The organism is Microlunatus endophyticus (assembly GCF_014646195.1).
GTDB classification, from domain to species: Bacteria; Actinomycetota; Actinomycetes; order Propionibacteriales; family Propionibacteriaceae; genus Microlunatus; species Microlunatus endophyticus.
Window position 1 is genome coordinate 145,242 of sequence record NZ_BMMZ01000002.1, and the last position, 13,286, is coordinate 158,527.

At 65.1% G+C, this 13,286-nt stretch carries 10 protein-coding genes and 1 riboswitch; of the genes, 3 read left to right on the forward strand and 7 right to left on the reverse strand.

Translation table 11 applies throughout. The features are described from left to right. The first annotated feature begins 35 nt into the window (after nt 1–35). Nucleotides 36–127, forward strand: a riboswitch (glycine riboswitch). A 95-nt stretch (nt 128–222) separates the two neighbouring features. Further along, nucleotides 223–3,123: an aminomethyl-transferring glycine dehydrogenase gene (gene gcvP, locus IEY07_RS04365; protein WP_188893964.1), complete on the forward strand. Its 2,901-nt coding sequence runs from the start codon at nt 223–225 to the stop codon at nt 3,121–3,123. 18 nt (nt 3,124–3,141) lie between these two features. Here gcvP and IEY07_RS04370 read toward each other — a convergent pair whose 3' ends face one another. From IEY07_RS04370 to IEY07_RS04400, 7 genes are all read right to left on the reverse strand, one after another. Next, the gene (locus IEY07_RS04370; protein ID WP_188893965.1) at nt 3,142–3,687 is read right to left on the reverse strand and encodes a hypothetical protein; all 546 of its coding nucleotides are present in this window, start codon (nt 3,685–3,687) and stop codon (nt 3,142–3,144) included. Further along, nucleotides 3,684–4,841: an ABC transporter ATP-binding protein gene (locus IEY07_RS04375; protein ID WP_188893966.1), complete on the reverse strand. Its 1,158-nt coding sequence runs from the start codon at nt 4,839–4,841 to the stop codon at nt 3,684–3,686. The genes IEY07_RS04370 and IEY07_RS04375 overlap by 4 nt, the downstream gene beginning before the upstream one ends. A 14-nt stretch (nt 4,842–4,855) precedes the next feature. Further along, complete coding sequence (locus IEY07_RS04380) at nt 4,856–6,037, reverse strand: ABC transporter ATP-binding protein (RefSeq protein WP_188893967.1); 1,182 nt, start codon at nt 6,035–6,037, stop codon at nt 4,856–4,858. 64 nt (nt 6,038–6,101) lie between these two features. Continuing rightward, complete coding sequence (locus IEY07_RS04385) at nt 6,102–7,235, reverse strand: ABC transporter permease (RefSeq protein ID WP_229669707.1); 1,134 nt, start codon at nt 7,233–7,235, stop codon at nt 6,102–6,104. Nucleotides 7,236–7,245: 10 nt separating this feature from the next. After that, nucleotides 7,246–8,232 (reverse strand): ABC transporter permease, encoded by a 987-nt coding sequence (locus tag IEY07_RS04390; RefSeq protein ID WP_188893968.1) that lies wholly within the window; start codon nt 8,230–8,232, stop codon nt 7,246–7,248. A 37-nt stretch (nt 8,233–8,269) separates the two neighbouring features. Beyond that, nucleotides 8,270–10,417: an ABC transporter substrate-binding protein gene (locus IEY07_RS04395; protein WP_188893969.1), complete on the reverse strand. Its 2,148-nt coding sequence runs from the start codon at nt 10,415–10,417 to the stop codon at nt 8,270–8,272. A 232-nt stretch (nt 10,418–10,649) separates the two neighbouring features. Then, the gene (locus IEY07_RS04400) at nt 10,650–11,048 is read right to left on the reverse strand and encodes a 4a-hydroxytetrahydrobiopterin dehydratase (protein WP_229669708.1); all 399 of its coding nucleotides are present in this window, start codon (nt 11,046–11,048) and stop codon (nt 10,650–10,652) included. 13 nt (nt 11,049–11,061) lie between these two features. On the opposite strand from IEY07_RS04400, the gene IEY07_RS04405 reads away from it, so the two are divergent. Next, nucleotides 11,062–12,126, forward strand: a complete 1,065-nt coding sequence (locus IEY07_RS04405) for an ArsB/NhaD family transporter (RefSeq protein ID WP_229669709.1) — start codon at nt 11,062–11,064, stop codon at nt 12,124–12,126. Nucleotides 12,127–12,130: 4 nt separating this feature from the next. Further along, complete coding sequence (locus IEY07_RS04410; protein WP_188893971.1) at nt 12,131–13,285, forward strand: YhjD/YihY/BrkB family envelope integrity protein; 1,155 nt, start codon at nt 12,131–12,133, stop codon at nt 13,283–13,285. Nucleotide 13,286: the final 1 nt, after the last annotated feature.

A 13,286-nucleotide genomic window follows, 5' to 3' on the forward strand; every position in this document is an offset into this window, starting at 1 on the left:
GATCCGGTGGTCCGTCGGGTAAGCTGAGCGCGCTGGACGTCGACGCGCGAGAGTCCATCCCCGGTGGATGGCGCCGAAGGGGCAACCTCCCCGGAACCTCTCAGGCACCAAGGACCGCGGACGACGGGCGATCTGGAGCCTCCTGAGGTGACAGAGGGGAGACGGCCTACCGATCAGGTGTGCCGCCATCCACCGACTCGTCACGAAGGATCACCGGCTCCCATGACAGTTGAATCGGCACCTCAAGCAGCCACTCGATCGGCTTCCGGATCGGAAGTCGACGCCACCCCGGCCGCCGCGCTCGGATCCGCCGCGTTCGTCGATCGCCATATCGGCCCGGACACCGACCAGACCGCGGTCATGCTCAAGACGCTCGGCCTGTCGACGACCGAGGAGCTGGTCGAGCGCGCGATCCCGGGCGGTATCCGGCTGCAAGGCGACCTCAGGCTTCCGCCGGCGCTGACCGAGACCGAGGCCCTGGCCTGGCTGCGTGATCTCGCCGCCCGGAACAAACCGCGCCGCGCGATGATCGGACTCGGCTACCACGGCACCGTCACGCCGCCGGTGATCCGCCGCAACGTGTTGGAGGACCCGGCCTGGTACACCGCATACACGCCCTACCAGCCGGAGATCAGCCAGGGCCGGCTGGAGGCGCTGATCAATTTCCAGACCATGATCGAAGACCTGACCGCGCTGCCGATCGCCGGCGCCAGCCTGCTGGACGAGGCGACCGCGGTCGCCGAGGCCGCCGCGCTGGCACGCCGGAATACCAAACACGGCTCGGTCCTGGTCATGGACGCCGACATTCTGCCCCAGACGGTCGCGGTCACCCGGACCCGCGCCGAGGGCCTGGGGATCGAGGTGGTCGTCGCCGACGGGCCGCTGCTGGATGCGATCGCCGACCATGATCTTTTCGGCGTTGTCGTGCAGACCCCGGGGACCAGCGGCGCTCTGCTCGGCACCGCGGCACTGCGGGAGATCGCCGACGCCACCCACGCCAAGGGTGGGTTGGTGATCGCGGCCTGCGACCTGATGGCGCTGACCCTGACGACCCCGCCAGGGGAGTGGGGCGCCGATGTCGCGGTCGGGTCAAGCCAGCGCTTCGGTGTGCCGCTCTTCTACGGTGGCCCGCATGCGGGCTTCATGTCCGTCCGCTCCGGGCTCGAGCGTTCGCTGCCCGGTCGGCTGGTCGGCGCCTCGGTGGACTCGCAGGGTGCGCCGGCCTTCCGGCTTGCCCTGCAGACCCGTGAGCAGCACATCCGCCGCGAGAAAGCGACTTCCAACATCTGTACGGCACAGGTGCTGCTGGCCGTGGTCGCGGCGATGTACGCGACCTACCACGGCCCCTACGGCCTGCGGGCGATCGCCCGTAGGATCCACGGCGACGCCACCGCACTGGCCGCCGACCTGCGGTCGCTGGACGGAGTCGAGGTCGATCACCAGTCGTTCTTCGACACCGTGCAGGTGACGGCGCCGGGCCGGGGCAGGACGATCGTCGCAGCCGCCCGGGAACGCGGTGTGCACTTGCGGCTGATCGACGATGATCATGTCGGGATCGCGGTCGGTGAGGACACCACCGGTGATGATCTGCGGGCGGTTCGCGCGGCGTTCGGGGGCGGCGAGCTCTCGGGTGAGCACTGGGGCGACCTGGCGGGATCCGAGCGGAGCAGTGACTTCCTGACCCACCCGGTCTTCACCAGCCACCACAACGAGACGTCGATGCTGCGCTACCTGCGGGCGCTGTCCGATCGCGACTACGCGCTGGACCGGGGCATGATCCCGCTCGGCTCGTGCACGATGAAGCTGAATGCGACCGCGGAGATGGAGCCGATCTCCTACGACGGCTTCGCCAACCTGCATCCCTTCGCGCCCGACGACGATGCCCAGGGCTACCTCGAGTTGATCTCCACCCTGGAGAGCTGGCTTGCCGAGGCGACCGGTTATGCGAAGGTGTCGGTCCAGCCGAATGCCGGCAGCCAGGGCGAATTCGCCGGACTGCTGGCCATTCATGCCTACCACCGGAGCCGTGGCGATGATCAGCGCCGGGTGATGTTGATCCCGTCATCGGCGCACGGCACGAATGCTGCCTCGGCCGCCATGGCGGGGCTGAAAGTCCTTGTGGTGAAGGCGAATCCGGATGGCTCGATCTCCCGCGATGATCTTGCCGCCAAGATCGACGCGAACCGCGATCAGCTGGCCGGGATCATGATCACCTACCCGTCGACCCACGGGGCCTACGAGGACGGAATCTCCCAGATCTGTGCTGACGTGCACGATGCCGGCGGTCAGGTCTACATCGACGGCGCGAACTTCAACGCGCTGCTCGGCCTGGCGCAGTACGGCCGGTTCGGTGGCGATGTCAGTCACCTCAATCTGCACAAGACCTTCTGCATCCCGCACGGCGGCGGCGGTCCCGGGGTCGGGCCGATCGGCGTCGCCGAGCACCTGGTGCCGTTCATCCCGAAGTCGGTGTCCGCTGCGCCGTACGGCTCGGCCGGGATCCTGGCGATCAGTGCCGCCTACATCGCCATGATGGGCGCTGAGGGACTGACCCGGGCGACTGTGCAGGCCGTGCTGTCGGCCAACTACATCGCGGCCCGGCTGGGGGAGCACTACCCCGTGCTCTACACCGGCCACGGCGGCCTGGTCGCGCACGAATGCATCCTCGATCTGCGGCCGCTGACCAGGCAGACCGGCGTCACCGTCGACGACGTCGCGAAGCGGCTCATCGACTACGGATTCCACGCGCCGACGATGAGCTTCCCGGTCGCCGGCACGCTGATGGTCGAGCCGACCGAGTCCGAGGATCTGGACGAGGTCGACCGCTTCATCGACGCGATGATCGCGATCCGCCAGGAGGCGGACAGGGTCGGCGCCGGGGAGTGGCCGGCCGACGACAACCCGCTGCACAACGCGCCGCATACCGCGGCCGTGGTGATGGCCGACGAGTGGACGCACCCGTACAGCCGTACCGCCGCCGCCTACCCGTTCGGCGTACACCGGGGACCGATCGCCTCCGGCGCCCAGGACAAGTACTGGCCGCCTGTGGGCCGGATCGACGGCGTCTACGGCGACCGGAACCTGGTCTGCTCCTGCCCCCCGCCCGAGGCCTTCGAAGACTGACCACCCCGCTCGCGGCGGTCAGCCTTTCTGCTCGGGAGCGCCGCTCAGCGCAGGGTCGGTGGCGAACCAGAGAGCCTGCGGCAGCTTGAAGGCCGTGAAGCAGTAATTGCCCATCGGCAGCCAGTAGTGATACTCCTCGACCGACGAGCCCTGGAAGACGACCAGATACTGCCAGCGGTCGGCGTACAGGGCCCAGACCCGGCGCTTGCGCAGCGCCCCGTCCTGCTCGAAGGTGAAGGTCCGTTCGAGCTTGACGATGTTGTTGTAGTTCTGGTCGTCGGCCTTCTCGATGTCGCGGGCGTTGAGCTGCTCGAGGCCGGCTTCGAAGCCCTCGCGCAGATCGGGCAGATCCTCGGCGACGACGGCCACCTCGAGATCGTTCACCCAGACGGCGAAGTAAGTGTCCTGGTCCTCCTCGACCGGGCGCATGATCACACCGTCGCGATCGTCCTCGAGATCGTCGACGATCCAGTCGGACGGGTATCTGAACTCATAGCGGCCGAGTTTCTCGCCGAAGGTGTTGACCCCGGTGAATCGCGGTCGCTCGGTACGTTCGCTGGTCACGCGCTTGGTGCTCCTGCTGCTTGGGATGCCGATGCCGTTTGCGGCACGGTCTCGATGGACGATACGACGGCGCCCTTGAGCTTCAGCTCGTCGGAGAAGTGGCAGGCCGCCTGATGACCGGTCGCCTTGCCGTCGACCTTGACCTCCCGCAGCGGCGGGGTCTCCTCCGAGCAGATCGGCTGGGCGTAGGGGCACCGGGTGTGGAAATAGCATCCCGAGGGTGGCGACGCCGGACTGGGCACATCACCCTTGAGGGGTACGACCTCCAGCCGGTTCCGTGGATCGGGCTGCGGCACCGCCTGCAACAGCGCCTCGGTGTAGGGGTGCTTGGGATTGTAGAAGAGATCCGCGGTGGTGCCGATCTCGACCACCCGGCCGACATACATCACCGCGACCCGGTCGGAGATGTGCTCGACCACCGACAGGTCGTGGGAGATGAACATGTAGGTCAGGCCGAGCCGTGACTGGAGATCCTCCATCAGGTTGATCACCTGCGCCTGGACCGACACGTCGAGTGCCGACACCGGCTCGTCGCAGACGATCAGATCGGGGTTGAGCGCGATCGCCCGGGCAATGCCGATGCGCTGGCGTTGGCCGCCGGAGAAGGCGTGCGGATACCGGCTGGCGTGCTCGGGCCTGAGCCCGACCTCGACCAGCAGCTCGGCGACGCGGTCCCGCAACGCCTTGCCCTGCAGGACTTTGTTGATCACCAGTGGTTCGGCGATCACCCGGCCGACGGTCATCCGCGAATCCAGCGAGGCGAACGGGTCCTGAAAGATGATCTGCATCTTCGGCCGGATCCTGGCCATGGTCTGCCGATCTGCGCTCTCGACGTTGACTGCCCCGAGCTCGGAATCATGGAAGACGATCTCGCCGCCGGTCGGCTCCTCCAGCCGCAGAATGGCCCGGCCGGTGGTGCTCTTGCCACAGCCGGACTCGCCGACGATGGCCAGCGTCTCGCCCCGGTTGACCGACAGGTTGACACCGTCGACGGCCTTCACCGTGCCGATCTCGCGGCGGAGCAGTCCGCCCCGGATCGGAAAGTGCTTCTTGAGATCCGTGACCTCCAGGAGCGGCTTGTGCTCGGCCGATTCGGGCGTGCCCTGCCCCTGGTCGGAGATGTCGGTGGCCTGTTCTGTCGTGGTCTGGGTCATCTCATGCCTCCCGCTCATGCCTTCAGCGCGGACGCGGCCGCCGGTTGCTTGTCCGCCTGATCTGTTGCCTGGCCGCCCGCGCTTGCTCCTTCGGTGGCCAAGGGATCCGGTTCGCCCTCGTTGTTGTCGGAGTACAGATGGCACCGCACGGTGTGCAGCGTCGGGCCGGCCAACAGCGTTTCGGCGGGGATGATCGTGTTGCAGACACCGTCCATGTAATCGGGGCACCGTGGGTGGAACGTGCATCCGGGCAATCGGGTGTAGGGATCCGGGATCGACCCCTTGATCACCTCCAGCTTCTCCTGCCGCTGGGCGCCGATCCTGGGGATCGACCGCAACAGCGAGCGGGTGTAGGGATGCTTGGGGTTGTAGAAGATCTCGTCGACCGAGGCCCGCTCCACCACCCGGCCGAGATACATTACGATCACCTCGTCGCACAGCTGGGCGACCACACCCATGCTGTGCGTGATGAACATGATCGACATCCCGATCTCGGACTTCAGATCCCGCATCAAGGACAGGATCTGTGCCTCGGTGGTGACATCGAGCGCGGTCGTCGGCTCGTCAGCGATCAGCAGCGCCGGGTGGCAGGACAGCGCCATCGCGATCATGGCCCGCTGCCGCATGCCGCCCGACAACTCGTGCGGGTAGGAGGTGGCGATCCGCTCCGGATTCGGCATCCCGACCTGCCGCAGCATGTCAACGGCCTGCGCCTTGGCCTGCTGCTTGTCGTCGGTCTGGTGCAGCAGGATCGCTTCCTCGATCTGCGAACCGACGGTGTAGACAGGATTCAGCGAAGTCATCGGCTCCTGGAAGATCATCGCGATCTCGGCACCGCGGATCGCCCGCATACCGCGGCTGTTCGGATCCAGCTTGGCGATGTCGACCCCGCCGGAGCGGGTGGCCGCGTCCTTGTCCTCCGGCTCGCTGAGCAACTCGTCGGCGGCGGCCTCGCTGCCCTTGCGATGGAACTCGATCGAGCCTCCGGTGATCCTGCCGGGACGCTCGATGATCTGCATGATCGCCCGGGCTGTCACGCTCTTGCCGCACCCGCTCTCGCCCACGATCCCGATCACCTTGCCTCGCGGGATGTCGAAGTTGACGCCGTTGAGAGCGCGTACGACGCCCAGACTGGTCGGGAATTCGACCTCGAGATCCTTCACCGAAACGATCGTGTCGGTGGGGCCGTCAGTCATCAGTTTCTCCCGTCATTGGTTCGACCGTCCATCCATATGTCTTTCAGCACGTGGTGTCCCATGATCAGCTGTACGGGTCGACGGCATCGCGGACACCGTCACCGAGAAGTTGGAAACAGGTGACACACAAGATCACGGCCAGCGCAGGGATCAGCACCCAGGGGTATTGCTGTAGGACGTCGATCTTGGACGCGTCCTGGAGCAGTACGCCCCAGCTGATCGCCGGGTCGAGCATGCCGATGCCGAGGAAGGACAGTGCGGTCTCGGCGAGAATCGCAGTCGGCACCGCCAACATCGACACCGCGACGATGTGGCTGGCCGCGTTGGGCACCAGGTGGGTCAGGACGATCCGGCTGCCCGACGATCCCGCGGACTTGGCGGCATTCACGTAGTCGGCGTTCGCGTAGGACATCACCTTGCCGCGTACCTGTCTGGCCAGACCGGTCCAGGTTACCAATGACAGGATGATCGTCATCAGGAAATATCGGCCGGTCACCGACATGTTCGGCGGCATCACCGCAGCCATTGTCGCCCACAGCGGCAGCTGCGGGATCGACATGATGATCTCGATCACCCGCTGGATCACCGTGTCGGTCGGACCCCGGACGTAGCCGGAGACGGTACCGATGACCGAGCCTAGGATCGTGGCGATGATCACGCCCAGGACGCCGATGGTCATCGACACCCTGGATCCGTAGACCATCCGGCTGGCGATGTCACGGCCCTGGCTGTCGGCGCCGAAGAGCAGCAGTTTTCCCTTGTCGACGGTCACCAGGTGCCGATCGGTCGGAATCAGGCCGAACAGCTTGTATTCGAAGCCTCTGCCGAAGAAGCGCAGTGGGATCGCGTTGTTGCAGTCCGTGACGTAGTGGCTGCTGATCGTGACCGGATCGATCACTTGCTTGACCTGGCAGATCCCCGGACCGCCGTTGAGCGTCAGGTGACTCGGCTTGGAGAACTTGTAGTTCGCGTCGACCTGGGCCGGATCGTTGGGGGACAGAAACGGCGCGAAGACCGCCCCCAGATACATGATGATCAGGATAATCCCGCTGATCACCGCGAGCTTGCTCTTGCGGAACCGGCGGATCATCAGGCGGGTCTGGGAAACCTCCCCGATCCCGCTCTGTTCCGGTGCGAGCGCGGCCCGGTCATCGTCGGGCATCAGGTCCGTGGTTTCGAGCTCTGCGAGTTGGCTCATGATCAGACTCCTAGTCCGTGACCTTGACCCGCGGGTCGATCCAGGCGAGCGCGATGTCGGAGATCAGGTTGCCGACGACGAGCAGCACGGACAGCAACGTCAGCAGCGTCGCTGCGACGTAGGTGTCCTTGCTGATCAAGGTCTGCACCAGCGCCTGGCCGGTTGTCGGCAGGGCGAAGACGATCGAGACGATCGCCTCGCCCGAGATCAACGCGCCGAGCGTCGTACCGAAGGTCATCACCAACGGGTGCAGAGCGTTGCGGACGGCGTGTTTCCAGATCACCCGACGCTCCGGTACGCCTTTGGCACGGGCGGTCTGGACGTACTGCTGGCCGAGCACATCAAAGAGGTTGGCCCGCATCACGCGGGTCAACCAGGCCGTACTACCGACCGCGATCACCGCCAGTGGCATCCACAGATGGGACACCATGTCCCCGAATCTGGCCATACTCCAGGGCGCGTTGAGGTACTGCGTGTCGAACAGGCCGCCCACTTGAAGCCCGAACCACTTCACCGCCGCCACCATCACGCCCAGGGCCAACAGGAATTCCGGGATGGCCACACCAACGAACTGGATGACGGTGATGATGTAGTCGGGGATCGTGTAGCGGTGGGTGGCCGAGAACACCCCGACCGGGATCGCGATCGCCCAGGCCACGATGATCGCGCCGAAGCTCAGCGCGACCGAGAGCGCCAGCCGGCTCCCGATCAGCTGACTCACTGGCTCGTGGTAAAGGAACGACTGGCCCATGTTGCCATGGGCCAGGCCGCTCACCCACTTCCAGTACTTCACGATCCACGGGTCGTTGATCCCGTATTGCTTTTCCATGGCCTCGATCTGGGCGCCACTGACCTCTGCACCTTGGGCCCGCAGCCGAGCGAACTCCTCGGTCAACGCGGATCCGGGAGCGAGCTCGATGATGAAGAACGCGATGAACGAGACCGCGACAACCGTCAGGACGGCATAGGCCAACCTGCGAATGATGAATACCAGCACTGGAAAGTCCTATCCGAACGAGACAGACGCCTGACTTCTACGTGTTGTGCTGGTCCGGGTTGTCCCAGTACCACGTCTCCGGGTCGTAGACCGCAGGCACGGGGTGCGTCCAGGGATTGACGAAACCGCCCTGCTGAAGGTTTTCCTTGAGTGGGAAGTTCTTCAGGTCCTTTTTGACGACCTCGACCTGCGGGTAGTTGGCGACCGTGCCCTGGAAGAACGGGCCGTCGGAAACATGGATCTTGATCATGTCCCAGACTAGCTGGTCGCGCTTCATCTCGTCCGGCTCGACCTTGGACTGGTTGTAGAGATCCCAGAGCTTCTGGATCGGACCGTTCTTGTCCGGCAGCATCCGCGGTGGATGGCGCTTCCACGGATTGACGTTGGTCTCGGTGCTGTTGGTCTTGGTGCCCAGCTGCTGGTACCACTGGCCCTCCAGCGGAGCCCATCGGGTGTATTCCAGCGGCACCAGCCACTGCGGGTAGACGAGGTGGTTGGGGCCGTCGCCGACCTCCCAGTCGCTGTGCGACATCAGCTTGCCCGACTTCCACTGGTCGTCGTAGCTCTGCGGCGGGATCGGATTCATGATCATGTTGAGGCCGATCGCCTTGAGGTCGGCAACCAGGTGGTTGTCCTTGCCCTTGTGCTCGTCGTCCTCGTCGGCCTGGTAGTCCAGTCGCAGCTTGAGCGGCTTGCCGTTCGGCAGCGTACGGACCCCGTCCGATCCTGCCTTGACCCCGATCGAGTCGAGGAGCTGCTTGGCCTTGTCCGGGTTGTATTCCACGTAGGAATCCCGCCAGGACTTGTACGCCGCCTTACCGGTGTCATTGACGATGTACTCCTTGGCCTTCGGGCTCAGGGTGCCGGTCGTCTTCTCGCCCGTGTTGAAGTAGATCGCCTTCTGGACGGCATCGCGATTGAAGGCGTGCGAGACAGCCTGACGGAACTTCGGATTTTGGATGACGGCGCGGATGTCGTCGTCGATGTAGTCGTAGTTGAAGAAGAAGATCGATCCTGTGCCCGAGCCGCTGTCCCACAGCACCACCTGGGTGTTGGCCTTAGCACCGCTGTCCCGCAGTCCCTGGACGTCACTGAGGGTGATGCTGTTGAAGTTGCCGTGGCAGAAGTCGACAGCACCCTGCTGGACCTGCAGCTTGCCGGCCTCGGGGTCGGTTACGACGCTGAACTGGACCTCGTCGATGTAGGGCAGCTGGTCGCCGTTGGGCATGACGCACCAGTAGTAGGGATTCCGCTCCAGGACGACGCCCTTGTTGTTGTCGAATGACTTGCACTTGTAGCCGATCAGGGTCGGGCAATCGGGGTTGCGGTGCCAGTCGGCCTTCTCCTGCATCAGGCCGCCGACGCTGTCCCAGTCGGACGGGATGTTCTTACCGGTCCCGATCTTGCCGGCAGGGTAGAACTGCTTGAGGTACTTGCTCGGCATGATCCGGATCGGGCCGTTATTCCCGATGTTGCCGCCGGCCCACATGGCCAGTCGGTCGGCGGTCAGCGGCGCCGGTGCGTCGAAGGTCATCTTCAGCGTGGTGTCGTCGACCGCGGTGAGCTTGGCCAGCGTACCCTTGCCGGAGCGGCACTCATCGGGCGGCGTCTGGGCCATCTTCTCCGGCAGGATGAAGCCCTCCCACCAGAACATCACGTCGTCCATGGTCAGCGGCGTCCCGTCGGACCACTTGACACCCTTGCGAAAGTTCAGCGTCCACTCCGATGCGTCGTCGTTGGACTCCCAGGTCTCGACCAGGCCGGGACCGATCGCCTCGCCGTCGTTGAGCCAGCGGAGCCAGCCGTTGCCGTAGTAGAACTCCCGGTCGGAGTCGGCCTTCGCAGCCCCCTGGGTGGACACGGTGTTCATGTTGAGGCGGCCGCCGTACTTGCCCGGCTTGACCCAGTTGTGCGGGATGACGTACGGGTTGTCCGGCAGCCGCTGCTCGACCGACGGAAGGCTCGAGTCGATGTTCGGCGCTTGCTGGAATTTGGCCGGCTTCGGCAGTGGCTTCAGAGCCGAACCCTTCGCATTGGAGGCGCCGGCAGAGGCGCCACTCGAAGCGTTGTTTCCGGGATTGGTGGTGTTACCACCACCGGACGAGCAGGCAGCAAGCGCCGCGGCGCCAGCAACCATGGCAGAGCTGTACAGAAAACCACGACGGGTGATCTGGGAAGACTTCATCGTTTTCCTTTCCGACGTTCGCAGGCGACAGTGCCGAACGGCCTCGCCACTGAGCCTGCGTGACCCCCTTGGGGCTTGATCGCGTGACGGCGATCTTAGGGCCTAGTTTGTCCTGACAACACAGCCCTGTCCTCAACTTCAACAAATTTGTTCCCAAGCGTGATCTTCGCCACTCTGAAACAGCCTGATCACAGCGGGATTCGCCTTTTCCCGCGGGAGCCCCTGCTGCCTCTCAGGTTCCCTCGCTGATCCGGTGCGCCAGCTCGATGTCCTGCTGGGTCAGACCGCCTGCGTCGTGACTGGTCAGCGCCAGGTGAACTTTGTTCCACCGAATATCGATATCGGGATGGTGGTTTGCCTCTTCAGCTTGTTCTGCGGTGCGGTTGACGAAAACCATGGCAGCGCCGAAGTCATCGAATTCGAGATCGGCGACGATCTGATCGCCGTCCTGCTTCCAGTCTGGAAGCTCCTGCAGCTGCCGGGCGATCTCCTCGCCATCGAGTAACCGACTCATGCGGCCAGCCTGCCACAGTGCTGGCGCCGTGGGCGTTGCGAACTTCTGGCCATCGGTACGCAGGCCGTAGGGTTCAGGAGTGGATCTCGAGGCGTTCGCGGCGCGCGTCGGACCCATTCTGGGATTCCTGGTGTGCATCACCGTGATCGCCGAGCTGGCCGACATGATCGGGATCTTCCGGGCGCTGGCCTACGGTGCCGCTCGGCTTGCTCGGGGATCGGTCCTGGTGCTGTGGCTGCTGGTGGTCGTGGTCGCCGCGGTTTCGGCGTCGCTGCTGTCTCTGGACACCACCGCCGTGTTGATTACACCCGTGGTGCTGGTGCTGGCGCGCCGGTTGCATCTTGATCTTGGTCTGTTCGCCTACACCGCGGTCTGGCTCGCCAACACCGCCTCGTTGCTGCTGCCGGTGTCCAATCTGACCAACCTGCTGGCGATGAGTTGGCTGCGCAGTGATCAGTTCGGATCGTCCGATGTCGGGACGTTCGGCGGCTTCGCCCGGCTGATGTGGCCTTCCGCGGCCGTCGCGTTGTTGATCACCGTCGGTACGCTGGCGGTGATCTTCCGGCGTTCGCTGCCGGGGTCGTACGAGATGCCGGGCTGGCACCCTGTCGCGGATCGGGTGTTGTTCGTGGTTGCGGCGGGCGTCTGTGCCGGTCTGGGTCCCGCCTTCGCGCTGGGCGTCAATGTCACCCTGGGGGCCGGGGTCGGCGCAGCGGTGTTGGTGATCGCCTGTCTGGTAAGGAATCGCCGGATGTTGGCCTGGAAACTGCTGCCCTGGCAGCTGGTGCTCGGGGTGTCGGCGCTGTTCCTGGTCGTGCAGTTCGCCCATGATCACGGACTCGGCCGGCTGCTCGCTGTGATCGGTGGACACGGTGACTCCGGATGGGCGCTGTTGCGGCTGGGGGCAGTGGCCGTGGTCGGGTCGAATGTTGTCAACAACCTGCCTGCTTATCTGGCCTTGGAGCCGTTGGCCGACACCGTGCACCGGATGGCGGTGCTGTTGATCGGTGTCAATGCCGGTCCGCTGATCCTGCCGTGGGGGAGTCTGGCGACCCTGCTGTGGGCGTCCCGTTGCCGCGCTGCCGGCGTCCGCGTGCCGTGGGGTCGTTTCGCCCGCCGTGGGCTGATCCTGGTGCCGTTGTTGCTGTTGGGCTGCACCGGTGCCACAGTTCTGGCTCGTTTCTTGACAAACTAGCCTCATGTCCGCGGTCAAGGAACGTGTCGGAAAGGTCACCCGGCGACCCATGGTGGCGCACCTGTTGAGGGCGAACCAGCGATTCGGTGGCCGGCTGGGCAACCAGTTCGGTGCCGCCATCACCTACTTCTCGGTGCTGGCGATCGTGCCGATCATCATGTTCGCGTTCTCGGTGCTCGGCTTCGTGCTGGCGATCGCGCCCGACCTGAAGCAGGAGCTCCTGGACGAGATCCGCAAGGCGCTGAGCGGTCTGGACAACGGCACCAGGGCCAGCATCATGGCGTTGATCAAGAATGCCCTCGACCACTTCAAGGCGATCGGCATCGTCGGACTGTTGTCGGCGCTGTATTCCGGCGCGGGCTGGATCGGCAACCTCAAGGATGCGGTCCGGGCGCAGTGGCGGGAAAGCTTCGATCTCAGGATCAAGAAGGAGAACTTCCTGATCAAGAACGCGCACAACATCCTGATCTTGCTCGGGCTGCTGGTGTTGATCGCGATCACCTTCGGACTGGCGTCGATCTCGACCACCCTGAGCGGGACGATCACCGGATGGCTCGGCCTCGATCAGGTCGGCTGGCTGCAACCGGTGCTGGCGATCGTCCCGATCATCTTCTCCGTGGGCGCCGGCTGGCTGGTCTTCATGTACCTGTTCCTGGTGCTGCCCGAGACCCGCGAACCGTGGAGCGCCGTACGCCGCGGTTCGTTGATAGGTGCGATCGGCCTCGGCGTCCTGCAGTACCTGACCAGTTTCCTGATCGGCCGTTTCACCAACAGCCCGACGGCGAGTCTGTTCGGGCCGGTGATTGCGCTGATGGTCTTCCTGAATCTGTTCGCCCGGCTGGTGCTCTTCGTCGCTGCCTGGATCGGCACCGCGACCCATGCCGCGGAACTGGACTACGCCGGCCTCGAGGAAGAGGCAGAGGGTGCCGAGGTAGCCGGCCAGACCGACGATGGTCGCACCCGAGCCGACGAGCAAGACGACAAAACGGCCGACCCGCGCGGGGATTGGTCCCGTACGCCTGGGTACGTCTCCCACGAGGTGGCGACCCGCTCGGTCCAGGTCGGCACCGGGACCGGTTACGTCACCGGAGCCGCCACCGGCATCGGCATCGGCGCCGTCATCGCCCTGGCCATCAACCGACTCCGCGGTCGGCGCTGAC

Bases quoted from the DNA above. Each gene is read 5' to 3' on its own strand.
- gcvP (WP_188893964.1), top strand. From the start codon at position 223: ATGACAGTTGAATCGGCACCTCAAGCAGCCACTCGATCGGCTTCCGGA.
- IEY07_RS04375 (WP_188893966.1), bottom strand. From the start codon at position 4,841: ATGACCCAGACCACGACAGAACAGGCCACCGACATCTCCGACCAGGGG.
- IEY07_RS04380 (WP_188893967.1), bottom strand. From the start codon at position 6,037: ATGACTGACGGCCCCACCGACACGATCGTTTCGGTGAAGGATCTCGAG.
- IEY07_RS04385 (WP_229669707.1), bottom strand. From the start codon at position 7,235: ATGAGCCAACTCGCAGAGCTCGAAACCACGGACCTGATGCCCGACGAT.
- IEY07_RS04395 (WP_188893969.1), bottom strand. From the start codon at position 10,417: ATGAAGTCTTCCCAGATCACCCGTCGTGGTTTTCTGTACAGCTCTGCC.
- IEY07_RS04400 (WP_229669708.1), bottom strand. From the start codon at position 11,048: ATGGGTCCGACGCGCGCCGCGAACGCCTCGAGATCCACTCCTGAACCC.
- IEY07_RS04410 (WP_188893971.1), top strand. From the start codon at position 12,131: ATGTCCGCGGTCAAGGAACGTGTCGGAAAGGTCACCCGGCGACCCATG.